This is a genomic window from Dongia deserti, assembly GCF_003574735.1.
Lineage (GTDB): Bacteria > Pseudomonadota > Alphaproteobacteria > Dongiales > Dongiaceae > Dongia_A > Dongia_A deserti.
Map to the genome: position 1 here is coordinate 559949 of NZ_QORW01000001.1, position 23040 is coordinate 582988.

General features: G+C 64.3%; 20 protein-coding genes. 3 read left to right on the forward strand and 17 right to left on the reverse strand.

Annotation, left to right across the window (positions count from 1 at the left end):
* Nucleotides 1-78: 78 nt before the first annotated feature.
* Entirely contained in the window at nt 79-609 is a 531-nt protein-coding gene (locus DTX69_RS02765; protein ID WP_162916562.1) for a MarR family winged helix-turn-helix transcriptional regulator, read from the reverse strand.
* 102 nt (nt 610-711) lie between these two features.
* Between DTX69_RS02765 and DTX69_RS02770 the strand changes: the two genes are divergently transcribed.
* Nucleotides 712-1671: an arginase family protein gene (locus tag DTX69_RS02770; RefSeq protein ID WP_119299936.1), complete on the forward strand. Its 960-nt coding sequence runs from the start codon at nt 712-714 to the stop codon at nt 1669-1671.
* A 97-nt stretch (nt 1672-1768) separates the two neighbouring features.
* Here the strand turns inward: DTX69_RS02770 and DTX69_RS02775 are convergent, their stop codons facing one another.
* From DTX69_RS02775 to DTX69_RS02815, 9 genes are all read right to left on the reverse strand, one after another.
* Nucleotides 1769-2350, reverse strand: a complete 582-nt coding sequence (locus tag DTX69_RS02775; protein ID WP_119299937.1) for a hypothetical protein — start codon at nt 2348-2350, stop codon at nt 1769-1771.
* Between the two features lie 173 nt (nt 2351-2523).
* Nucleotides 2524-3435 carry an Hsp33 family molecular chaperone HslO gene (hslO, locus tag DTX69_RS02780; RefSeq protein WP_119299938.1) on the reverse strand — a complete coding sequence of 304 codons (912 nt, stop codon included), beginning with the start codon at nt 3433-3435 and terminating at the stop codon, nt 2524-2526.
* A 159-nt stretch (nt 3436-3594) separates the two neighbouring features.
* The gene (gene argF / locus DTX69_RS02785) at nt 3595-4536 is read right to left on the reverse strand and encodes an ornithine carbamoyltransferase (RefSeq protein WP_119299939.1); all 942 of its coding nucleotides are present in this window, start codon (nt 4534-4536) and stop codon (nt 3595-3597) included.
* Nucleotides 4529-5704: an aspartate aminotransferase family protein gene (locus DTX69_RS02790; RefSeq protein WP_119299940.1), complete on the reverse strand. Its 1176-nt coding sequence runs from the start codon at nt 5702-5704 to the stop codon at nt 4529-4531. The genes argF and DTX69_RS02790 overlap by 8 nt, the downstream gene beginning before the upstream one ends.
* A gap of 218 nt (nt 5705-5922) precedes the next feature.
* Nucleotides 5923-6450, reverse strand: coding sequence for a hypothetical protein (locus DTX69_RS02795; protein ID WP_284735503.1), 528 nt, complete (start codon nt 6448-6450; stop codon nt 5923-5925).
* 160 nt (nt 6451-6610) lie between these two features.
* Complete coding sequence (locus DTX69_RS02800; RefSeq protein ID WP_119299942.1) at nt 6611-8275, reverse strand: PQQ-dependent sugar dehydrogenase; 1665 nt, start codon at nt 8273-8275, stop codon at nt 6611-6613.
* A 123-nt stretch (nt 8276-8398) separates the two neighbouring features.
* Nucleotides 8399-9223 (reverse strand): alpha/beta fold hydrolase, encoded by an 825-nt coding sequence (locus tag DTX69_RS02805; protein WP_119299943.1) that lies wholly within the window; start codon nt 9221-9223, stop codon nt 8399-8401.
* A 106-nt stretch (nt 9224-9329) separates the two neighbouring features.
* A complete protein-coding gene (locus DTX69_RS02810) occupies nt 9330-10646 on the reverse strand; it encodes a mechanosensitive ion channel family protein (protein ID WP_119299944.1) in 1317 nt (438 codons plus the stop codon).
* Nucleotides 10647-10814: 168 nt separating this feature from the next.
* On the reverse strand, nt 10815-12248 hold the full coding sequence (locus DTX69_RS02815) for an AAA family ATPase (protein WP_284735504.1): 1434 nt from the start codon (nt 12246-12248) through the stop codon (nt 10815-10817).
* A gap of 396 nt (nt 12249-12644) precedes the next feature.
* Here DTX69_RS02815 and DTX69_RS02820 point away from each other — a divergent pair, with 396 nt between their 5' ends.
* Nucleotides 12645-13115, forward strand: coding sequence for a mobile mystery protein A (locus tag DTX69_RS02820; RefSeq protein ID WP_284735505.1), 471 nt, complete (start codon nt 12645-12647; stop codon nt 13113-13115).
* Nucleotides 13116-13235: 120 nt separating this feature from the next.
* Here DTX69_RS02820 and DTX69_RS29955 read toward each other — a convergent pair whose 3' ends face one another.
* Nucleotides 13236-13391, reverse strand: a complete 156-nt coding sequence (locus DTX69_RS29955) for a hypothetical protein (RefSeq protein ID WP_162916566.1) — start codon at nt 13389-13391, stop codon at nt 13236-13238.
* Nucleotides 13392-13856: 465 nt separating this feature from the next.
* Here DTX69_RS29955 and DTX69_RS02825 point away from each other — a divergent pair, with 465 nt between their 5' ends.
* A complete protein-coding gene (locus tag DTX69_RS02825) occupies nt 13857-14627 on the forward strand; it encodes a hypothetical protein (RefSeq protein WP_162916568.1) in 771 nt (256 codons plus the stop codon).
* A gap of 97 nt (nt 14628-14724) precedes the next feature.
* Here DTX69_RS02825 and DTX69_RS02830 read toward each other — a convergent pair whose 3' ends face one another.
* From DTX69_RS02830 to DTX69_RS02855, 6 genes are all read right to left on the reverse strand, one after another.
* Nucleotides 14725-16476, reverse strand: coding sequence for an adenylate/guanylate cyclase domain-containing protein (locus DTX69_RS02830; protein ID WP_119299947.1), 1752 nt, complete (start codon nt 16474-16476; stop codon nt 14725-14727).
* A 166-nt stretch (nt 16477-16642) separates the two neighbouring features.
* The gene (locus DTX69_RS02835; protein WP_119299948.1) at nt 16643-17581 is read right to left on the reverse strand and encodes an ABC transporter permease; all 939 of its coding nucleotides are present in this window, start codon (nt 17579-17581) and stop codon (nt 16643-16645) included.
* The gene (locus DTX69_RS02840; RefSeq protein ID WP_119299949.1) at nt 17571-18656 is read right to left on the reverse strand and encodes an ABC transporter permease; all 1086 of its coding nucleotides are present in this window, start codon (nt 18654-18656) and stop codon (nt 17571-17573) included. Before DTX69_RS02840 ends, DTX69_RS02835 begins: the two co-directional genes overlap by 11 nt.
* Nucleotides 18653-20167: an ABC transporter ATP-binding protein gene (locus tag DTX69_RS02845; protein ID WP_119299950.1), complete on the reverse strand. Its 1515-nt coding sequence runs from the start codon at nt 20165-20167 to the stop codon at nt 18653-18655. Before DTX69_RS02845 ends, DTX69_RS02840 begins: the two co-directional genes overlap by 4 nt.
* A gap of 42 nt (nt 20168-20209) precedes the next feature.
* Complete coding sequence (locus tag DTX69_RS02850) at nt 20210-21226, reverse strand: BMP family protein (protein WP_119299951.1); 1017 nt, start codon at nt 21224-21226, stop codon at nt 20210-20212.
* 42 nt (nt 21227-21268) lie between these two features.
* A complete protein-coding gene (locus DTX69_RS02855) occupies nt 21269-23035 on the reverse strand; it encodes an adenine deaminase (RefSeq protein WP_119299952.1) in 1767 nt (588 codons plus the stop codon).
* Nucleotides 23036-23040: the final 5 nt, after the last annotated feature.

A 23040-nucleotide genomic window follows, 5' to 3' on the forward strand; every position in this document is an offset into this window, starting at 1 on the left:
TGGTCCCAGACGAAGATCCGCAGCGCGCGCATTTAGCGCAGGCGTGACTCGCTTGGGGAAATCAAGATCGCGGGAGCCCTAAACCACACGAATTGGGCAGATATCGGGCGTGCAGCGGCGGTCATCGCACACCCGGCACGTGACATCGGCCTCGCGGCCTGGCTCGACACACTGGTACAGGATGGCGCTGATCGCCGCCTCGAGCGCTTCGCGCTGGACCGGACCGAGGCCGCTCAGCAGCCCATCGATCACCTGATTGCGCGCGGCGTGGAGCTGCCGCGCCAGCCCTTTGCCCGGCTTGCTCAGCTTCAGGCTCTGGGCACGGGCATCCTTGCGCGCGCGGTCCTTCTCGACCAGGCCGCGCTCGGCCAGCTTGTCGATCACGCGCACGGTGGCCGAGTGCGTCAGGCCGATGCGCCCCGCCACCTGCTCGATCGACGAGCCGGGCTCGTTGTCGATCTGCACTACGGCCGCCGCCGCCATGGGCGACAGATCGAGCGTGGATTGCCACGCGCGTTCCACCCGATCCTGTATCAACAGCGACAGCGCACCCAGGATGTTGGCCGTATGCTGGGTTTCGCTATCCGAGGACTGGTCTCGCTCCGCCATAGCCGCTCTCCCGCATAATCGTCTTGACAAATCATATGTAGACTGCATACATATAATACGTCGAGGGCGGACCGTAAAGCCATTTCATGAAGGAGGCTGTCCATGCCGGACTTCACGATCATCGAGGCACCCTCTCATTTGGGCCTCAGGCCCGGCGGCGTGGAACATCTGCCAGACGCCCTGCTGAACGCCGGCCTGGCGCGCCGGCTTGGCGCGCGGCGCCATGCGCGGCTGGCGGTGCCGCCCTATGATGCGCGCCGTGATCTTGAAACCAACATCCTGAACCCAGCGCGCATCCGCGACTTCGCCATCATGCTGGCGGACATCGTCGGCCCCGTGGTGGCGCGCGGCTCCTTTCCGATCGTGCTCGGCGGTGATTGCTCGATCCTGCTCGGCAACCTGCTGGCATTGCGGCGCAGCGGCCGGCGCTATGGCCTGCTGTTCCTCGACGGCCATGCGGACTTCTACCAGCCCGAAGCCTCTCCCACCGGCGAGGCGGCGGACATGGACCTGGCGCTCAGCACAGGACGCGGCCCGGCCCTCCTCACCGATATCGAGGGAATGCGCCCGCTGGTGCGCGATGCGGATGTCGCCGTGCTCGGCCCGCGCGATGCGGATCAAGCGCGCCAATACGGCAGCCAGCCCTTGCCGCCCAAGGTCTTTGCGCAGGACCTCGCCGAGGTTCGTCGCATTGGGGCCGAGGAAGCGGCCCGCGCCGCCATCGAGCATCTGTGCCGACCGGAGATCGACGGCTTCTGGATCCATCTCGACGTCGACGTGCTCGACGATGCCATCATGCCGGCGGTTGGCTATCGCATACCCGACGGCCTCTCCTGGGAAGACCTCGAGACGATCCTGCGCGCCGCCATGCGCAGCGGCCGCGCGGCCGGGATCAACATCACCATCTTCGAGCCGCCGCAGGACAAGGACGGAAGCATCGCCCGCGCCCTGGTGGACAGCCTCGCCCGCGCCCTGGTGCGCTCACCGGATGCACGGCTGGAGCTGTGCGCGTTGCGACAGCGGCGGATGGGATTGGGATTTTCGATGGCGCGTTACGCTTAGCAAGGACGAAGGTGGCTTGGACGGTCATGTATTCGCACACGAACTCGTGGATGGTCGTGCCAAGCACGACCATGACGATGTGTGCTGGAGCGGTGAGTCAGCGCACAAACGGCGTGAGCTTTTCGCGGATGGCGGTTTCGAGTTTCTTGTCGAGCTCGCGCATGGCGCTTTCGGTCATCTGGAACCAGACGGCCTCGCGTTGATTGAGGGTCATGTCCTCGGCGACGGTCTGGCTGCGGTCGGCGACGGCGGTGATGGCACCGGTCTTGGCGAGCAGCGGGTTGCCGATATCGAGCTTCACTTCGATGTGGAGGTCGTAACGCTCCGACTGTTCGGTGCGGAAGACCTGACCGAGCCCGCCTGAGCGCGGCAGCGCGGTCTCGGTCGCGGACGCATCGACGATGGTGTAGGTCGCGAGGCCGCGCTGGCCCACCGGACGCAGCACATCGCGACCCCACGCGGCCGCGACATCCACCGGCTTCTGAGGGAAGAGATGATCGACATGGGGCGCGACGCCCGGCGGCCTGTAGGCCTGCACGATCTCGACCTGCGCCACGTCGAGGCGGATCTGCGGCCGGTCCTGGAAGGTAAGAGTCGCGAAGCTCTGCCGCATCGGTGGCGTGTCGCAGGCGGCGAGGAGGGATGCGCCGCTGAGCAAGAGAAACGACCGTCGATGCATGCCACCGCTCTCCTTCTGTCATCCCGGCCGCGCCCTCGGCTCCGCGCTTTGCGCGGCCCAAGGACAGGCTCCGCGAGAGCCGGGACCCATACGGCCTAGCAGATATCGCCGCCGCATGGGTCCCGGGTCAAGCCCGGGATGACATTACAGAAGTGGCGCCAAGGTGCGCCTAATCAGTTCCGTGCGGGAAGGAAGTCCGCCAGGGGGAAGTCGTAGCGGCTGTTGCAGAACTCGCAGGTCACTTCCAGCCTGCCGTCGACCTGCAGATCGGCCAGATCGTCCGGGCGCATCGCCTTCAGCACGGTTTCGACGCGGCCGCGCGAGCAGCGGCATTTCGCCTCCACGCCTTGCGCCTTGAAGGCCCTGACGCCATCCTCGTGGAACAGGCGATAGAGCACGTCGGTCGCCGGCACTTCGATATCCAGGAGCTCGCGGTCGGTGCAGCTCGCCATCAGCACGAAGGCGCGGCGCCAGGCATCGTCGGCGATCTCCGCCCCCATCTCCGTCACGCTCTCCTGCGGCAGGCGCTGCAGCATGATGGCGCCGGCGCGCCAGCCTTCCTCGCCTTTGGTCGCGGCGATCTTGAAGCCGGCCTGCAGCTGCTCCGACTGGCGGAAATAGTGATGCACGCAGTCGCTGAGCGTCGCGCCTTCCATCTCCACGATGCCCTGGTAGCGGTCCGTGTGCTGGCCCTGGTCCACGGTGAAGGCGAGATACCCCTTGCCGTGCAGGCGCGGCAAGGACGCCTGCTCCAGCGGGATCGCGGCCACCTGCTCGTGGTCGAACTGGGCATAGCCGCGCATCGCGCCGTGGCTCGTCAGGTCCACGACCATCAGCTTCACCGGCCCCTCGCCCTTGGTCTGAAGCGTGAAGACGCCGTCATATTTGAGCGCCGCGGCGAGTACCGCCGTCAGTGCCATCATCTCGGCCAGCAGGCGCGCGACGCTGTCCGGATAGGCGTGCTGCTGGATGATGCGGTCGGCCACGTCGGAGAGGCGCACCAAGCGCCCGCGCACGCCGTGCCCTTCGATGGAGAATGGCTGAATGAAATCGCGTTGCTCGCCCGCCGGCAATCCTGTGCGCATGATCTCAGTGTGTACTCTCGCAATCGAGTCTGTGGAGACGCCCCCTCACCCTAGCCCTCTCCCTCGAGGGGAGAGGGGAATGGACTAAGCCCTTCTCCCCTGGAGGGAGAAGGGCTGGGATGAGGGGGGCACTCGGTTTTAGATAGGAACTGCCGCGCCTCAAATCAAACCGAGGCACCAGAGCAGGATGCCTTGCTGGGCGTGGAGGCGGTTCTCGGCTTCGTCCCAGACCACCGATTGCGGGCCGTCGATCACGCTCGCCGTCATCTCCTCCCCGCGATGGGCGGGCAGGCAGTGCATGAAGATGGCGTTCGGCTTGGCGGCGGCCATCAGCCGGTCGTCCACCTGGAACGCGCGCAGCATGTTGTGGCGGTCGGACGTATCCGCATCGCCCATGGAAACCCAGGTGTCCGTCACCACGCAGTCGGCGCCCGCGACCGCCGCGGTGGGGTCATTCACGATCCGCACCTTGGCGCCTTTCGCCTGCGCCCAGTCTACCACGTCCTTGGGCGGCAGCAGCATCTCCGGGCAGGCGACGTTGAGCTCGAAATCGAACATCGCGGCGGCATGGATCCACGAGGTCGCCATGTTGTTGCCGTCGCCCGACCAGGTGATGCGCTTGCCCTGGATGGCGCCGCGATGCTCCTCGAAGGTCATCACGTCGGCCATCAGCTGGCAAGGATGCGTGCGGTCGGTCAGGCCGTTGATGACGGGCGCCGACGAATATTCCGCCAGCTCCATCAGCTTCTGCTCGCGGGTCGTGCGCACCATGATGCAGTCGACGTAGCGCGAGAGCACGCGCGCGGTATCCGCGACGGTCTCGCCGCGGCCGAGTTGCGAAGACTCGCGCTCCAGCACCACGGTGTCGCCGCCGAGGCGCTTCATGCCGAGCTCGAACGAGACGCGGGTGCGGGTCGATGGCTTCTCGAAGATCATCGCCAGCGACTTGCCCTCGAGCGGCTTCGATTTGGCGAAGGGATGGGTGCCGGCCTTCAGCGCGCGCGAGACGTCGATGATCTTGCGCAGGTCTTCTTTCGAGAGCCGGTCGAGGTCGAGGAAGTGTCTTTGGTTAGGCTTCAGCGATTTCGCAGTGTTAGGCATTGCTCTTGGCTTCCGTTGCGGCCCTATCGAGCATGTCGAGGGCCTGGTCGATTTCCGAATCGGTGACGATCAGGGGTGGCAGCAGCCGCACGACATTGTCGCCGGCGCCCACCGTCAGCAGACCGCATCGTCGGAGGCGTTCGACCATCTCGGTATTCGAGCCAACGCATTTGAGGCCGAGCATCAGCCCACGCCCACGGAAGTCGACGAACACGTCCTGGTGCTTGTCGACCAGCTGTGCGACGCCGCGGGCCAATCTCTCGCCCTTGTTCACCACGTCGGGCAGGAATCCCGGTGCCAGGATGACATCGAGCACGGCATTGCCCACCGCCATGGCGAGCGGGTTGCCGCCGAAGGTGGTGCCGTGGCTGCCGGGACCGAAGGCGGCCGCGACCTTGCCCGTCGCAAGGCACGCGCCCAGGGGGAACCCGCCGCCGATGCCCTTGGCCGTCGCCACGATATCCGGCGTGATGCCGGCCCATTCGTGGGCGAACAGCTTGCCGGTGCGGCCCATGCCGCATTGCACCTCGTCGAAGAAGAGCAGCAGGCCGAACTCGTCGCACACAGCGCGCAGGCCTTTGAGATACTCGATCGAACCGGCGCGCATGCCGCCTTCGCCCTGCACCGGCTCCACCAGGATGGCGGCGGTCTCAGCGCCGATCCTGGCGCGCAACTCGTTGAGGTTGCCGTAGGGCACGTGGTCGAAGCCTTCGACGTAGGGCGCGTAGCCCTTGAGGTACTTCTCGTTGCCCGCGGCGGCGAGGCCGGCCAGCGTGCGGCCGTGGAACGAGCCCTCGCAGGCGATGACGCGGTAGCGCGCGGGGTCGCCGAAATCGTCGTGATACTTGCGCACCAGCTTGAGGCCGCACTCGATGGCCTCGACGCCGGAATTGCCGAAGAACACCTGGCCGCCGGTGGCGCCCGCGAACGAGGCCGCGACCAGCCGCTCCGCCAGCTTCTCCTGCCCCGGCACGCGGTAGAGGTTGGAAGAATGCCAGATCTTGTGCGCCTGCTTTTCCAGCGCCGTAACCAGGTGCGGATGGCAATGCCCGAGCGCCGTGACCGCGATCCCGCACGCGAAGTCGAGAAAGCGCCGCCCGTCGGTCGCGTAGAGCCATGCCCCCTCTCCGCGCTCAAACGACAGCTCCGAGCGCGCATAGGTGTTCATCAGCGCCGGCGATCCCGCGGCGCCTGCTGGGGCGGGGGATGCAGCGGGGGCTTGAGCCTTCACGGCCTGGGCGTCGTTCATCGACCACCACTCCTCAAAAGCAATTCAGCGGGCGCAATGGCCCGCCGCGAACGAACTCAGAACGCAGGAAATAGGCGGAGACTATTGGGGGAAGGCAAGAGAGGTGTCAAGGGACCGGCAATCGGCCGAACGCCGGGCTATTTAACAATCCGGCAGCTCTTGAGCTCCTTCAGCACGACGGCGTATTCGCCTTTCACCGCCTCAGCTTGCCCGATCATCATGCCCTCGAGCGTCATGGTGCAGGCGCTTTCAGCGATGTTGAAGCACTGCCGCGTGTCGACCTTTGTGAAGGCCTCTCTGCTGCCGCCGCCAATGATGTGGAAGCAGGGGTTGACCGCATCGCCGGTGAGCTCGCACTTCGCAAGCCAGATTTGGCTATTGGTGACAGACTTGTATTTTCCATCCTGGCAGATTGCTTGCATCTCGAGCACCGGCGGGGCGCCGTCCGTACCAGTGCCTTCGGCGCTCCAGCCGTCCGCATCGACCTCGATATTCCACTTCTCGTTGGCGCAGAACTCGGTTTTCTGTGTCTGCTCGGTCGTGCACGCGTCGAAGTCGACCTCGATCTTTAGCCCTTCGATCCTTGCCTGGTTTTCAGCCGATGCCAGCGATGAAGCGAACGCCGCGCACAGCAATATCCCGCACCCCAACGCTACTTGAGTCAAGCGGGGCACAAAGCAATGGGGTGGCATGGAAGATCCCTCTTCCCTGAGAATGAAGGTCGGAGAAGCGCGATAACTGTTGGGGGAGGGAGGCGGTGAAGTCAAGTGATGGGGCCGGATGAGAAGCCAAGATTCGTCCGCTACGAATTGGGCATGATTTCATTCACTTCAGCGTGGCTAGGAACCGGATGATCCCCCGCCGCGTCTCGACGTCGGGGATGCCGCCGATCGCCATTTTCGTTCCGGGAAGGGCCTTCCTTGGGTCGGCGAGAAACTGGTCGAGCCGCGCGTCGTCCCAGACTGCGCCGTCCTTGGAGGCCTGCAGCATGGCCTCGGAATAGAGCGTCTTGTTCGCGCCGTCGCCGAGGCGCCGCTCATGCACGTTCCATAACGTGAGCCGCTCCGTGCCGTGCGCTCCTGGATCGAAGGCATGACATGCGGCACATTGGGCAAGCGCCTCCGCGATCGCGGGCGGCTGCATCTCGATCATGGCGGCAATGGTGGCGCTGGCATCGGAGGTGGTGAGGGCGATGACCTTCCCTGAATCGGTCCACAGCCAGATGGTGCCGTCGGCCGCCTGCGCGATGTCCCGGATCCGCTCGCCGATGTGGAGCCGCTCCTCATAGAGCACGCGCTCGCCCTCCAGGCGCAGCCTGTACAGCGATTCACCGCGCAGGCTGGCGACGAGCAGGTCACCGTCCCAGCGCTCATTGAAATTGGCGACCGCGGTGAGATTGCTGATGCCGATCGACGGGATCCAGGCGAAGACGGGCGGCTGGTAACCCTCATGCCGGCCCTGATGATTGGACAAGGGCCATGACAGGCTGCCGTAGTCGGTGCCGAGCGTCACCAGCGGCCAGCCGTAATCCTGCTCCGGCTTCAGCAAATTGAGCTCGTCGCCGCCCTGCGGACCATGCTCCGTTGACCACAATCGCCCGAGATGATCCGCCGTCAGTCCTTGAGGATTGCGATGGCCGGTCGAGACGCGCTCGATCGCCCCGTCGGCCAGGCTGATGGACAGAATCTTGCCGTAATGCGCCGACGGATCCCGCACCAGTTCGTCCGCCTCCAGGTGTCCGACCGTGAGGAGGATCGAGCCGGGATGCACCTGGAACATCCGGCCGCCGCTCTCGTGGCTCAGCGCCACCTTCCTGGCGCACGGTTTCGATTCGAATACGCGGCGCCAATCGGCACTAGCGTCCTGATCCACGGACAGGAGGCTGGATGCAGGCAGGGTCGAAACGCGCAGCGTGATGCACTTCTCCTCGACATTCCAGAAGGTGTGGGCGACCGCGATCTCGTCCGTTCCCTGCAACAGCAGCAGGTCGGTGACCCGCACGGGATTTGGCGGATAGCGCCCCCTCATGGTCTCCATAAACACCTCGTTCTCGGCTGCTTCATTCAGCTCGAGGCGCGTTGCCAGGCGCTGTAGCCGCGGCGTGCGGGGACCATCGAAGGTCAGCTTGTAGAGGCCGCCCGCCGCCTCGGCGATCAGGATGCCGCCGTCGATCAGCTGGATTGCGCCGGCATAGGGCCTGAACGCCGGATCCAGCCGTCGCAGATTGAAGGACGTCAGCTTGAGGTCGAGCAAGCCGCTGGACAAATGACGCATCGCCACCGGCGAGCCCGGGCTGGACGCCCAGATCGGGGGGCCGGATGCGTCGCGACGCTCCGCGCGATCGAGCCGCTTCGCAACAAGGATGCCAAGAACACCGCTCGAGGCGGCCACGAGCGCCAGTGCCGACAAGAGGCAGAGGAGCTTGGCCCACGGCGAGCGTCGGTTCCACCACCTCTCGGCCACAGCCGTGACGCGCAGCAAGATGTCCAATGTCGCAAACCCAAGCGGAACGCCGATTTAACGCTTGCAGAACGCAGGACAGCGTTTTTGCCACAACTTCTATTTACCCGCGAACCCTGTTCCACTCCACGTGCATTTCCGTGACCTTGAATCTCACCCCACCTCTCGCACAATCTCCTCGATTACAGCGTTGATGCGGTGGTGGGTGTGGCCGTACCAGGAGCCGTGGCCCATGCCTTCCAGTAGGTGGAACCTGGCGCCGGGGATGAGGCGCGCAAGTTCTTCGCCGTCCTGGGGCGGCGCCTGTACGTCCTCGACGAAGGCGATGACGTGGACCGGCACCGTGATGCCGCGCGCGGCCGCGCGCTGGTCGAAGCGGAGGGAGGCGTCCCATTGCGACACCAGGCTCTCCTCGTTTTCGCCGCTCTCCATCCATTCAAGCATGAGTGCCTTCAGCTTCGGCCAGAGGGCGCGGTCGCCGAGCGCGCGCGCCGGGTAGAGCATCGCGGCGTAGTGCGTGACGCCCATCATGCCGTCGAGCCGGCCGCCGCGGCGGCGGAATTCGATCTCCGCCTCCTGGTAGTCCCAGCCCCAGCCGGTGCTCCACGCGCCGGTGCCCATCACGATTGCGCAGCGGACGAGATCCGGCCGGTCGATGCAGAGCTGCTGCACGATGGCGGAGCCCAAGGACGTGCCGATAAAGATGGCGGGGCCGCTGCACACGGCCGTTGTGAGCTCGCCGAGGTCGCGCGCGAAGCGCTCGATCGGCCACGGCATCGGCGCGCTGCAGCGCGTTTGGCCAACGCCGCGGTTGTCGAACACCAGGTTGCGCCAGGACTTCGCGAAATGCGGCGTCTGGAAGCGGTGCCAGTCGCGTCCCATGGTGCCGCCACCGCCGACCCAGACGAGCTGCGGCGCGTTCTCCGGACCGACCTGCTCGAACCAGATCTCGGATTCCGAGCCTTTGAAATGCGGCATGGCGATGCCTCCCCGCTCGCGGCAATCGTCTGGTGCTAGCGCCTCGGCCAAGCGTGGAGCTTGCCGCCGTTCGCCGCGCCACTGCCGGATTTCGACGGCGGCGGTCCTAAGTTTCCGCACCCTTCACCCTCACCTCCACCGGCGTCTTGATGGTGAGGTCGCGCTGCGGGAAGGGGATCTCGATGCCGTGCTCGTGGAAGCGGTCCCAGATGTGGAGCAGGACTTCGCTCTTCACGTTGGCGGTGCCGTTCATCGGGTCCTGGATCCAGAAGCGGAGCTCCAGGTCGACCGAGCTGTCGCCGAAGCCCTTGAGCAGGCAGACCGGCGCCGGCTGCTTCAGCACGCGCGGCACCTGGCCGGCGGATTCGAGGCAGAGGGCGATCGCCTGGCGCACGTCGGCACTGTAGGAGATGCCGATCGACACCTTGAGGCGCACCTGGTCCGAGCTGTAGGACCAGTTGACGACCTGCTGGGTCACCAGGTCCTCGTTCGGGATCAGGTATTCGGTGCCGTCGCGGGTGATGAGCGAGACATAGCGCGCGCCAAGGGAGTGCACCCGCCCGTAGGTGTCGCCTACCACCAGCACGTCGCCGGGCTTGATCGACTTGTCGAGCAGGATGGTGATGCCGCTGACGAAGTTGGACACCATTTTCTGCAGGCCGAAGCCGATGCCGACGCCGATCGCGCCGGTCAGCACCGCGAAGGCGGTCAAATCGATGCCGACGGTGCGCAGCGCCACCACCAGCGCAATCACCGTCAGCACGATCTTCAGCAGCTTGATGAGCAGGACCTGGACCGAGGGCGTCAAGTTGGTGGCGGCGGTGATGCGCCGCTCCAGCACGCGACCCGAAAACGTCGCGATCCACAGCAGCAGCGCCAGGGACAGCACCGCCTTCACCACCGTCAAGGCGGAGACGCGCAGATCGCCGAGATTGATCGCGATGCCGTCGAGGGTCGCCATGGTCGGCGCCAGCAGCCCTAAGATGCTGAGTGCCGCGATCACCCACACGACGATGGCAACGAAGCGCGACCACAAGGGATCGCGCACCAGCGAGGCGGTGAAACGGATCACGACCCAGGCGGTCAGCAGGCTCACCACCGTCTTCATCAGCGTGAATGGCAGATCCACGGTGGAGGCCAGCAGGACGGCCAGCCACAGGCCGAGCAGCCACATGATCGGCAAGGCGAGCGGCTGCAGCGCCTGGGTCAGGCGCACGATCTGCGGCTCGAACCGCCCGTGGGCGGGGCGCGCCAGCAGCACCCGCAGACGCGGCGCCGCGAGCCGCGCCGCAAGGAAGGCAAGGCCGAGCACCAGCGCCTGACCCAGGGTCGCGATGCTGAGCGCCAGCGCGTTCTCCTCCAGCCAGAGCCGCGCGGCCGCGATCTCCTCCGCGTAGTACCCCGGATCGAAGAGTTCTTCCATCACTGGCCTCCCCCAGGGCGTTCCGTCGGCAAAGCGCATGCGGCGCCGCACCCCTGGAAGCGGCGTACGGCCGAGTCGCCGGATGAGACTAGAGCATGCGCCCGATTCGAATGAATCGGGTTATGCGTGGGGTCCCACGTGATGGACCACGGAGGGCAGCAGGACTCTCTAGGCGGCAGCACCGCCCAGCAGCTTCACGTTCAGCGTCCCGCCGCTGAACAGCATGTCGTTGAGCGCTTCGTTCAAATCCACCTCGTTCGGCTCGACCGTCTTCTTCGCGTCGCCGCCGCGGGTGATCGCCGCCTGCGCGGTGCGGCGCATCAGTTCCTTGATGAAGGCCGCGCTGACGCCATCGGTGCGCTTCACCGCCTCCACCACAAGCGTGTCCGAGAGCTTCAGGCCTCGGCCATAGAGGCGCACCAGTTTCTCGCGGCTGGGCGCGTCGGGCACGGGCACCTCGATCGCCTGGTCGATGCGGCCCGGGCGGTTGGCGAGGGCCGCCTCCAAGTCCTGCGGGCGGTTGGTGGTGAGGATGAAGAGAATGTCGCTGTTCTCCTTCAGCCCGTCCATCTCGTTCAAAAGGCTATTCAGCATCGTCTCGTCGCAGGCGCTGCGCATGCGGTCGCGCGAGCGCGCGATCAGGTCCACATCCTCGATCACCACCATGGCGGGCTGCAGCAGACGCGCGAGGCTCATGTAGTGCGGCAGCAGACCTACCTGCTCCGCAGTGATGAGGAACGTGGTGGTACCGGGCAAGTTGCTGGCGAGGTAACGGATGGTGTGGGTCTTGCCCGTGCCGGGTGGGCCATAGAGCAGGATGCCGCGCTTGGTCTGGAAGCCCATGGCACGCAAGGATCCGCGCGCCTTCATGAAGTCGATCACGCTGCGATCGAGCAGTTTCCGTGTCGGCGCGGGCAGGATCACCTGCGCGGATTCGACCGGCTTCAAGCGGTGCACCTGGATGCGTCCGACGCGGCCGCTGTAATGCTCCTGGTTCTCCAGCGACAGGACCTTGCCACGATAGGCGCGGCACTGGTCCATCGCCTCCTCCAGCGGAACCAAGCATTCGACCGCGAAGGCTTCGCTGCCGGGATGATCACGCGGCACCGCGATGTCGACATCTATATAACGCTCGTCTCCGCCCGGATCGGTGCGCACATAGATGAAGATCGCATGCGGGATCGGCGCGCGTCTCAGGATCAGCACGTTGCGCACGCAGCGCACCGGCTGGTCCTCGCCAGTATCGACCGCGACGTGCGCGATCGGGCCGGCGGCGATGCGGTCGTCCCGATCGCGGCTCATCAGTTCGTTCATGGTCAGGGTCTGCGAACTGTAGCGCGGCACAGCGCCAACGCACTGGTCGGCGCTGGCCATGAGCAACTCCTCGATCACCGGCTGCAGATTGGCGCGCAGATAGGCCGGAAAGCGATCGCCCCAGACCTTGATCTCCTCCGCTTGATAGCCCTTGAAGAGTTGGCCGAGCAGATCGCTGCAGTAGACCTGCGGCGCCCGTCCCTTCTTGAGGGACTTGCTCGCCGCTCTGCGGGGTGGCGCCTTACGCACCTTGGCGGCTGGCTTTTTCAGCGGCTGCTTCCTGGACAATCCGGCAATGCGGCGCAGTATAGGCAGCTGATCTAACCGAGACTCCTTTCCAGCTAAATTATTGATTCCGCTGGGCGAGAACAGTCGAAACTGAGATTCGCCAACGCTGGAACCCGAGATTCACCGTCGTTTTGACAGCGGATATTGAGATTTGGCGTTACACAAATAAAACCTTGCCAGAACAGTAGCTTATCCAGGTTGGACTTACTGAAGCCGGGGAAAGCCCATTGGGTGTGTCGAAGGGCCGGAAAGTTGCCGACTGATCAAAACTCGCATAGCTTACAAGCTATTCGATCGGTTGCAGCCCATAGCCCAAAAGCTATTTTCCGGGCTCGAAGCGATAGCCTTAATGCTATACGTGCACGCCATGCTGATAGCGTTTAAGGGATCAATCCGATGACGCCTATGCAACGCGCTGCCAATGCACGGCGACACCTGGACCAACGATTCCGGGCGGCCGGCCATGTCGGCCGGCATCTTGCCATCCCGGTCAAAGGCTGGGTCAGGGCGATCCGGGAGAGCCTCGGGATGACTGCGGCGCAGCTGGCGGCGCGCATGGGCATCTCCCAGGCGACCCTCACCAACATGGAGAAGGCCGAAGCGAAGGGCTCCATCCAGCTTTCTTCCCTCAAGCGGGCCGCGGAGGCGATGAACTGCACCCTCGTCTATGCTCTTGTCCCCAATGAGTCGCTGGAGGCCTTCGTCCAGAAGCGGGCGCGGGTTGTCGCGGCCGAGCACCTGAAGCCCATCGAGCAGACTATGCGGCTGGAGAATCAGTCTTTGAGCGATGAGGAGGCCAAGGCTCAGCTCGATGACTACATCCGCACCCGGCTCGATCCGCGCATGCTCTGGGACCGTCTCGAGTGAAGCCACCCGGGACGATCACGGCCGCGCACGGGGAAAGCTATGACGGCCTCTTCGCCGCCGAAGATGGCGCAACGCCGCTCAGCCAGGCCACGCGAACTCGCGTCCTAGCAGAACACTCCATCAGTTGCTGCTGTCGGCCTGCATCACCTGGGCATAGAGCATGATGCACATGCGCGTGCGCGGATCGCCGGCGGCAGCATCGGTCAGCTTCTGGTCCCCATAGACAGCGGTCGCATAGGGCGCCGTGACGACGATGCGCGCCGGCGGCTCGAACACCGCAGCATAGCTTCATCGGGTGTTCGGCCTAGCCAGGAGTCGACCTTGTTAGCCGAATCCGTTGAACCCCGAATACACAAGAAAATTCAGATACTTGCTCTGGAGCGCCCAATCGCCTGCGCCGGTCGGAACACGTTCATTGTTCCCAGCATCCAGTGGGAAAATACATAATTATGTAGAGGACTTATCTACTTGTCTAAGGGACATACTGTATCTAGCAATCTGCCGGAACGGGGCTAACCGATCATTACGCGTATTTCTGAAGCCGACCAGACCGGGTGATATCCCCTCACGCTGAGTGAGACGCGTAGTCTGGTTTGGAACTCGGAGCGAACGAAGCCAAGAGCTGGCGTTTCTTCCGAGAAGTGCCAAAACGCGACTCTCATAGCCCCGGGCAGTATTAAGCATTCCTTTGTTGTTGCGACCTAGCGTTGTATCTGCCCCTCCGGGCAAACCGCGGTGTCAATGTCGAAAGGTGCAAAAATCGTGCGGCGCAGCTCCCTAACCGTCCTTTTGTCGATGGTGTGGATTGCGCTCGCCGTCATTTCCACCAATGCCGCAGCCCATGCTGACGAGGCTACCGACAGCCTGCCGTCGCTCCGCGGAAATCGAGAAGCCTTGCAGGGTGTGATCAAGAGGATTCGGTTTCTGGGAGAGCCAGGCATCCAAGGGTATGACCTTCCCGTCACACGCCGTTTCGACATCCTCATGCCCGGCGTCACCGGTGTCGGCACCTTGAGTCAGCCTGGCATCCATCTCCCGATCGAGGACCAAGTATTCCTTGGTAAGTTCGTCATGGACGCGATCGAAGCCCGCATCGAGGAGCTGGAGCTATCTGATGACATCAAGCTCCGGTACCCGGGCACCTATCCCATGGTCGTCAATGATAAGTGGAGCTGCCATGAGATGCTCATGGAGTTCTATGTGCACGCCCGCGAAGTCGCGCTGGCGGAGGAGAAAGCGATAGCCGTGGTCATCAGCCTCAACGTTACCCAAGCTGACGAGATACGGCAGCCGGATAATTCCATAGAGTGCATTGATGGCCGATACCCGGCCCGCGTCGCGCTCGATGGCATGAGGATCCTTGTGATCCAGGACCCTGATCGAGAACGTGTCCTCAGCCAGCTTCGCCAGGCGTTTCTCTCTCTGATCGACAATTCCGTCGTGCTCCGGCTCGTCGCCTCGCATAACGACAAGCTACAGCTCATTCATTCATGGCTCGGATCAGGTAACTGATCGGCTCTCCGCTCGACTGTCGAGCACCAATGACGCTAACGCGGAATGGAGTGTCGGCTAAGTGCCACAACCGGACGAACGTACCTGGCCGTCGCACTCACTCGGGTAGCCCTGCCTCGCGCAGACCCGCGCGCAGATGATCGAGATCGGCCGGATTCTTGAACGGGTGCTTCGCTGCGCAGATCGCTACTGAGTAGTTCGGCTGGCGGCGCAAGGACTCGGCCACGCATTTCTTGGCACGTTCACCTCTCCCCAAGTAGGCGTGACAGGCACCTACCCAAGCATGTACCCAGTGCGGCATTGTGGGCGACCGCTCGAACGCTGCTATTGCTTCCTCATAGTGGTGGGCCACAAAGTGCGCCATGCCCATCTGGTGCCAGTACCACGCCGGTCCGAAATAGGGATCAACGCGCCGCGCTTTATGGAGCCATTCGAGCGCTTCCTCGGGCCTGCCGACGCATAAGAGCAGACCGCCCATGTCGGCGAGGTGCTCCGGGTTGTTCGGATTCATCTCGACCGCGCGCCGATGATACTGCTCCGCCAAGTCGAAAGACCTGCGAAAGAGGTACACCTGGCCAAGCATGAAATGGCAGTAGCTTTCGTTCTCATCAAGTTCGACCGCCTTCTTCGCCAATTCGAAGGCGCGGTCGAGTGCAGCATCCGAGCCCGTCGTGTCCCGGTTCCATTCTGCGTACATCATGAGTGCGAGCAAGGCGTGAGCCAACCCGTAACCCGGATCAAGTTCAATGGCCTTCTCGTAGAGACGGCGGGCCTCTGCGTCGGCCTCTGGGTCACCCCAAGGCAATGCATGTCCACGCAGCACACAGTCATATGCCGCAAGGCTTGCGGGCGGTCTTCGCCTTGCGTGCTCCGCACCCGCTGCCTGGACCCGTCCCACGAGCGTTCCCACGATGGTGCGCACGACGTCGTCCTGGATCGTGATCACGTCGCTCATTTCGCGATCGTAGCGCTCTGCCCAGACATGACTGCCGGAGCGGGTGTCGATGAGTTGCGCCGTAATGCGAATCCGCTCTCCGACGCGACGGACGCTGCCCTCCACGAGATACTGAGCGCCGAGTTCGCGGTGGACCTCCTTGGCGTCAGTGGATTTCTCACGATACCGAAAGGTTGCGTGCCGCGAGAAAACTTGGAGCTGACGCCAGCGCGACAGCTCAGTGATGATGTCCTCGGTGATGCCATCGCTGAAATACTGCTGGCCAGGATCTCCGCTGTAATTGGCGAATGGCAGGACCGCAATGGACGGCCTCTCGGGCGGGCCCAGTGGTGCGCGGGGGCCGACCGGCGCCTCGGTCCGGACGCGATAAATGCGCACTGGCGTGGCGATGTTCTTGACCTCGCGCTCGCCCAAGTCCTCGAAGCCGAAGGTCAGCCGCTTGCTGACCTGTTCGTGGAGGTTGCGGGAGATGCAGATGCCGCCAGGCTCGGCAAAGCCCTGCAGTCGCTTCGCAAGGATGACGCCGTCGCCATAGAGATCGCGCCCCTCCACCACGACGTCGCCAAGATTAATGCCGATCCGCAGCAGGATGTGATCGCTCGCAGGCACTCTCGCGTTCGCCTTCGACATGCCGTCTTGCAGCGCAACCGCGCACTCGACGGCATTGACCGCGCTTGCGAATTCGACAAACGCCTCGTCGCCCATCAGCTTGAAGATGCGGCCATGATACCGGACGACGAGCGGCTTTAGGATGCCTTTGCGCCGCTCCGTCAATGCCGCCAATGTGGCGGCCTCATCCCGCTCCATGAGCCGGCTGTACCCGACCACGTCGGCGGCGAGGATGGCGGCGAGGCGGCGCTCCATCGGACGGTGCCCAGGCAAGTGGGATGCCATGATCGCGAAAATCCTAGGCCCGGAACGGCAGAATTGCGAGTCTGGTTGGAGTCAGGTAGAGACTGTCTGGCACGTTTCGAGGTGGTCTGGTTCACCTCCAAAAGCTGCCCCTTTACGCTAATTCAGCGATGCTTGTATTGCAGGTGCCCCATCCGTTCGCGCATCGTCATTCGCGCCGATAGGACATGCCCAACATCGTGGGAGCGCGCCCAGCCTTGCGCCGAAGCATGAGAGCGAGGATGGCTGCGACATAGGGCATCGCCAGCAGAAGTTGATACGGGATTTGGATGCCGACACCCTGAATCTGAAGCTGCAGGGCATCGAGGAAAGAGAATATCAGCGCGGCGGCCAGCACGCGGCCGGGGCTCCATCCTCCGGCGATGACGATGACCAGCGCAAGCCAGCCGCGGCCGTTGACCATGTCCGGCACGAAATGCGCGGTTGCGGCTACCGTGAGGCAGGCGCCCCCGAGCCCCGCCATCGCGCCGCCGAACAGGACGGCTGCATACTGCCGCAACGCCACGCTGTGTCCCTTGATGTCCAGCGCCTTCGGATTCTCACCGATGCAGCGTATCTCCAGGCCGAGCCGCGACCGGTAGAGGAAGAGCCAGACGGCCGGCACTGCCAGCAGTGCGGCATAAGTGACGACCCGTTGGTCGAACAGGACTGCGCCGAGATAGGGAATGTCGGCCAGCAGCGGGATAGGTGCATTCTGCAGGATCGAGATCCCCGGCACCTTGTTCACGTCAGAGAAGGCCGAGCGCAGCCAGAAAGTCGAAAGTCCGGATGCCAGCAGGTTGAGCGCAAGTCCGGTCACAATCTGTTCGATCTGCAGCGTGATGACCATGAAGGCGAACAGCAGGCTCATGACCAGCCCCGCCAGCACGGCCGCACCGATCCCGACCAGCGCCGAGCCGCTGTGATAAGTACCGAGCCAGCCGGCGAAGGCCCCCATCAGCATCATGCCTTCGAGGCCCATGTTGTAGATCCCGGCGCGTTCCGCCACCAACTCGCCAAGCGCCGTGAACAGGATCGGTGTCGCGATCCGGATGGCCGCGGCGAGCACGCTGACGATGATCCCGGCCTCGAGCAGGTCAGTCCACATCGCGGAGCCTCCGCAGCCGGAACTGGCTGATCGCCCATGCGATCAGGAAGAACATCAGGATGATGGCCTCGATGGCATAGATGAGGGCGGATGGCACGCCGGTCCTGATCTGCATCAGCGTCGAACCGTTCAGCAGCGCACCGAACAGGAGCCCCGCGATCACCACGGCCCGCGGGCTGAGCTGGCCAAGGATCGCAATGATGATCCCGGTGTAGCCGAGACCGCCAAGGGTACCGCTCTTCAGCCTGTACTGCACGCCGTACACCTCGAACGCGCCAGCGAGTCCCGCGATCGCGCCACTCAGCGCGAAGACGACCAGGATGAGACGGCCGGCATGGACCCCTTGGACCTGCAAGGCGCGCAGGTTAGAGCCGGCGGCGCGGATCTCGTAGCCAAGCGGCGAGTGGTGGAGCACGACATGCAGGATCGCGGCAAGGACGAGGGCCAGGACAAATCCCAGGTGCAGCCGCGTCTTCTCGATCAGGATAGGCAGCTTGGCTTGGTCGGGGACCATCGCGGTCTGCTCGAAGAAGCCGCCAGGCTCGGTCCACGGGCCTTGCTGCAGCAACAGCGACAGCGCATAGATGATGATGTAGTTCAGCATCACCGTGGCGATCACCTCGTCCACCTGGAAGCGCGCCTTCAGCGCGCCGGCCAGCGCTCCGAACAGGGCACCGCCGCAAAGGCTGCCCAGCACGATGACGGGGATCTGCAGATAGGCCGGTGCGGCGCCGATCGCGCTCTGGCACCAGAACGCGAACATTGCGCCAGCGAACACCTGGCCCTCGGCACCGATGTTCCAAAGTCGGGCCCTGAATGCGATTGCGGTCGCAAGCCCAGTCAGGATCAGCGGTGTCGCGCGCACGAGGGTGTCGGCGATCGCGCGTGTGCTCCCGAAGCTGCCCTTGGCCAGCGCGGCGAATGCTGCGATCGGGTCTGCGCCTGCAGCCAGGAACAGCAGGGCGCAACAGAGGACGGCGCCAGCGCCCGCGGACAGCAATGCCGAGACCAGCGCGAATGAGGAGCGTCCACTGCGCCGCTCGATCCGCCAGCCGCTCCACGCCAGCAGCGTCACGCAGCCTGCTCCAAAGGCGTTCCCGCCATCATCTGCCCCAGCAGCGCGATACTGGCAGAGTGGCGGGGCAGGATGCCCATGATACGCCCGCGGAAGATCACCGCGATCCGGTCGCTCAGCCTCATGAGGTCCTCCAGCTCTTCACTCGCCAGCAGGATTGCGACGCCGTCCTGCCGCTTGCGCAGAATCTGCCCGTGCACGTATTCGATCACGCCAACGTCAAGACCACGCGTCGGCTGGTTGCAAAGCAGGCAGCGCGTCGCCTTGGCCAGCTCTCGTGCCAGGATCACCTTCTGCGCATTCCCGCCGGAAAGGCGTCGTATCCGTTCGCCGGGACCGGTCGTTGCGATCGAGAAGTCCGCGATGGAGCGGGCGGCATGCTCGCGCATCCGTGCCGCGTCGAGCAGCACGCCGCGACGCCATGGCGCCTGCCACTGCTGCCCCAAAACGATGTTCTCGGCGATCGTCAAATCGGGGACCAGCCCGTCGCGGAAGCGGTCCTCCGGCACGTATCCGACACCCCGCCGCGCGATATCGGCTGCGGACAGATTTGCGACGGACTTGCCGTCCAGCCTGATCTCGCCACGCTCGGTACGCCGCACGCCCGCGATGGCCTCGAACAGCTCCCGCTGCCCGTTCCCCGCCACGCCGGCGAGCCCCAGGACCTCTCCCGCGCGCAGCTCAAGCGAAAGATTGTCGAGCACCGCGACTCTGCGCGCGTCGCGCAACGAAACGGCGGAGATCGTCACCACTGCTGGCGCGCCGCTGCCGGCGCGGTCTTCGGCCTCGATTTGCTTGAGCTGACGACCGATCATCATCTGCGTGAGCTCTTCGCGCGTGATCGATCCGGTTTCGACCGTGCCGACCACTCTGCCCCTGCGCAGCACGGTCACCCGATCGGACCGCATCACCTCGTTCATCTTGTGGGTGATGAGGATGATCGACAATCCGTCGGCGGTCATCTGCTGCAGCAGGGTGAACAACCGCTCCGATTCCTGTGGCGTGAGCACGGCGGTGGGTTCGTCCAAGATCAGCACGCGCGCCCCGAGATAGAGGGCCTTCACGATCTCCACCCATTGCTGCTCGCCGACCGAGAGATCCCCGACCAGGGCATCGAGATTCAGCTGGAGGCCGTTACGCTGACAGAGCTCACTTACGCGGCGGCGGGCCGCGCGGGTGTCCAGCCGCCATCCAGCGCCGGTCCCGACCACAATGTTCTCCAGAACCGTGAAAGTCGGAACCAGCACGAAGTGCTGGTGCACCATTCCGATGCTCGCGCGGATCGCATCGGCAGGCGAGCGGAACCGCCGCTCCTCTCCATCAATGACGATCCGCCCCTGGTCCGGCTGGTAAAGCCCGTACAAGCACGACGACAAGGTGGACTTGCCCGCGCCGTTCTCGCCCAGCAAGCAATGCAGCTCGCCGGGCCGGATCTCCAGCGACACGCCGTCATTGGCGATAACCGGCCCGAACCGCTTGCTCAGATTCGAGATCGAAAGCCGCGCTGTCATGATGGAATCCGGCGCCGGGCCACTCCGGCGCCGGCCTTCATGCTACTCGGACTTCGGCTGCGACAGGTCCAGTGGCACTTCCCTGGCCCCGGACTTGATGGCTTCCGCTGTCTCCTCGGCCGCTCCCCTGGCCTCAGCCGGGATCTTGCCCGCCATGGCGGGATTAATGACGAGATCACCGCCTCCATCCTTCCAGCCGAACCACTTCGGTTCCTTCGGCGCATCGAAGGGTGCGCCCGTGGTCTTGGCGTTCCACCACTGGTCGATGACCCAGTTCACGTGCGGATCCCACTTGGCGACCGCCGAGGCGACGATCGCATCGGGCGCGATCGGCGACATGTCGATGTAGTTCCCGTAGCAGCCCACCTTCTTCTGCTGGCACACCTCGAAGGCGCCGGACATCTGGTAGATCTGGTCGGCGCCCGCCGCGATCTGGGCGGTTGTCGCCTCGTTCGATTTCTGTGGATCGAACCAGGACTGGATGAAGGTCAGCTTGGCCTTCACCGCCGGGTTCGCCTCCTTGGCGCCGGCAATGAAGGCGTTGATCTGGTCGTTCGTGTCTTCCGCCGGGAACGTGCTGACCACGCCGATGATGTTGGACTGGGTGAGCTTGCCCGCCAGCGCGCCCATGGCGTAGGCGGGCTCGTGGGCGTGGATGAAGATCCAGTAGGCATTGGCGCCGAGACCGCGGTTACCGGACCCGGACATGACAAACATGGTTTCCGGATAATCGGCCATCACCTTCTCGATCGCGTCGGCATAGGCGGTGTCGCCGAAGATGATGTCGTAGTCGCCGGTCTCGGCATAAGTGCGGAACACCTGCTCCGCATTGTCATAGACGTTCTCGGTGTAGTCGATCGAGATGTCGAGGCCATGCGGCTTCGCCTCGATTACGCGATTGAAGGAATCGATCAGCGACTTTTCCCATGGCGCTTCTTTTCCAGCCGACAGAACGCCAGCGATCCGCAGCTCCTTCGGGTCCTCCGCGAGGGCAGAGCTGGTGAGCGCCGCCGCCATTCCAAGGGCTGCGGCGATGGCGATTGATGCGTGCTTTGGCATGTTGTCCTCCCTTTGATTGCCGTTGCGGCCCTGTGCCGGTTCTCAGAACGCGGCGGTCACCGGATCGAACACCTTCAGCTTGACGCAGTCGATAGGTCCAAGGTCCGTGATGGCATAGTCCGGTATGGCCGTGATCTGCAGCACGAACATGTACATGAAGGGCCAGGGCAGCTTGCAGCCCAGCGCGCGGGCCGCCTCGTCCAGCTCGGCCTCGCGCGCGGCCATCTCATCGGGCTCCAGGTCCGAGACGATCCCGCCGATCGGTAGCGGCAGGAAGGAGGTGACCTTCCCCTTGTCGACCACGACCTGCCCGCCATTGTTGGCGATGATCTGGTTGATTGCGACGGCCATGTCCTCGGCATTGGTTCCGACGCAGACGATATTGTTGTCATCCGGTGCGGTTGAGGTGGCGAGCGCCCCGGATCTGAGGCCAAAGCCGGAGACGAAAGCCGTCGGCCGGTTGCGTGTGCGGCCGTAGCGCTCCACCACGGTAACATACTGCACGTCCTGGGCCGGGTCCGCCTGCACCGCTCCGTCCACGACCGGCAGCGAGACGTCGAAGCGCTTGCGCACGAAGATCTGGTCGGGCGATACGGCCATCGCGAGCACGCGCGTTCGTCCATGGCGGCTCTGCGACGAAACCCGGATCTCTTCCGGTGCAATCGGCGCGACCTTGACTGTGTGCATCAGAGCTTCACTGCGCGCCGGCGGCTCGAGCTTCCCCGTCAGCTTGCCGCCTTCCGCCACCAGTTTGCCATTGGTGATGACGCGTTCCACCTTGAAACGCCGCAAGTCATCGACGACGAGGATGTCGGCGATCCGGCCCGGCGAAATCGACCCGACGAGGTGGTCGATGCGATACGCCTCGGCGCTGTTGATGGTCGCCATCTGGATGGCGGTCAGCGGCGAGATCCCCATCGCGATCGCCATCCGCACCATGTTATCAAGATGGCCGCGGCGCAGGATATCGCTCGCGACCACATCGTCGGTACAGAAGCTGATGCGGCGCGTCGCCCGGATGCCCATCTCGGTGACCAGGCGCAGGTTCTCGTTGAGGAAATGAGAAATCGAGGATTCGCGGATCAACACGAACATGCCGTTGCGGAGTTTCTCCAGCATCTCCTCGGCAGTGTAGCTCTCGTGGTCGAGCCGGATTCCGGCGGCAAGGTAGGAGTTGAGGTTTGGTCCGCGTGCCATCGGTGAGCAGCCGAGCACCGGGAGGCGGCTCCTACGCGCGATCTCCAGCGCGGACAGGACGTCCTCGTCTGTCTCCTGAATGAACTCCCGCACCGTCTCCCAGATGCCGACGCATTCGGGCCAATGATGCGTGGCCTCGTGATCCCGTGGCCCGAAATAGTGGCCGACATTGGAGCGCGGCAGCGTGTACGGCGTCTTGCAGGGAGCGCCCCAGAATACCTTCAAGGGACCGGCCTTGGCCTCGTCGAGGAACTCGCGCGCGCCCTCGAGCCCGGCGACCACCAGGATCTGATCCAGGCCGGAGACGATCCCGGTTGTGCCGAGCGGCACCACGGCCTTGGCGAAGCTCGTGATAGACATCTTCGAGCATTCGACATGGAGATGTCCGTCGATGAGCCCCGGACAGAGATACTTACCGGCGGCATCGAGCACGCGCGTTTGCGGACCGATATAGGACTCGACCCCGCCTGTCGCGACGATCCGGTCCCCGAAGATCGCGACGTCCGCGGGGTAGATCTCCTCTGATACCACGTTGACCAGCTTACCGCCCTCGATGACGAGATCCGCCTTGATCTCGCCCCGCCCGGCCCTGATCAGCTCACGCAATTCCATGCACA

Bases quoted from the DNA above. Each gene is read 5' to 3' on its own strand.
- DTX69_RS02805 (WP_119299943.1), bottom strand. From the start codon at position 9,223: ATGCCGCATTTCAAAGGCTCGGAATCCGAGATCTGGTTCGAGCAGGTC.
- DTX69_RS02850 (WP_119299951.1), bottom strand. From the start codon at position 21,226: ATGCCAAAGCACGCATCAATCGCCATCGCCGCAGCCCTTGGAATGGCG.
- DTX69_RS02845 (WP_119299950.1), bottom strand. From the start codon at position 20,167: ATGACAGCGCGGCTTTCGATCTCGAATCTGAGCAAGCGGTTCGGGCCG.
- DTX69_RS02765 (WP_162916562.1), bottom strand. From the start codon at position 609: ATGGCGGAGCGAGACCAGTCCTCGGATAGCGAAACCCAGCATACGGCC.
- DTX69_RS02825 (WP_162916568.1), top strand. From the start codon at position 13,857: ATGTCGAAAGGTGCAAAAATCGTGCGGCGCAGCTCCCTAACCGTCCTT.
- DTX69_RS02810 (WP_119299944.1), bottom strand. From the start codon at position 10,646: ATGGAAGAACTCTTCGATCCGGGGTACTACGCGGAGGAGATCGCGGCC.
- DTX69_RS02830 (WP_119299947.1), bottom strand. From the start codon at position 16,476: ATGGCATCCCACTTGCCTGGGCACCGTCCGATGGAGCGCCGCCTCGCC.
- DTX69_RS02775 (WP_119299937.1), bottom strand. From the start codon at position 2,350: ATGCATCGACGGTCGTTTCTCTTGCTCAGCGGCGCATCCCTCCTCGCC.
- hslO (WP_119299938.1), bottom strand. From the start codon at position 3,435: ATGCGCACAGGATTGCCGGCGGGCGAGCAACGCGATTTCATTCAGCCA.
- DTX69_RS02820 (WP_284735505.1), top strand. From the start codon at position 12,645: ATGACGCCTATGCAACGCGCTGCCAATGCACGGCGACACCTGGACCAA.
- DTX69_RS02790 (WP_119299940.1), bottom strand. From the start codon at position 5,704: ATGAACACCTATGCGCGCTCGGAGCTGTCGTTTGAGCGCGGAGAGGGG.
- DTX69_RS02835 (WP_119299948.1), bottom strand. From the start codon at position 17,581: ATGTGGACTGACCTGCTCGAGGCCGGGATCATCGTCAGCGTGCTCGCC.
- DTX69_RS02855 (WP_119299952.1), bottom strand. From the start codon at position 23,035: ATGGAATTGCGTGAGCTGATCAGGGCCGGGCGGGGCGAGATCAAGGCG.
- DTX69_RS02770 (WP_119299936.1), top strand. From the start codon at position 712: ATGCCGGACTTCACGATCATCGAGGCACCCTCTCATTTGGGCCTCAGG.
- argF (WP_119299939.1), bottom strand. From the start codon at position 4,536: ATGCCTAACACTGCGAAATCGCTGAAGCCTAACCAAAGACACTTCCTC.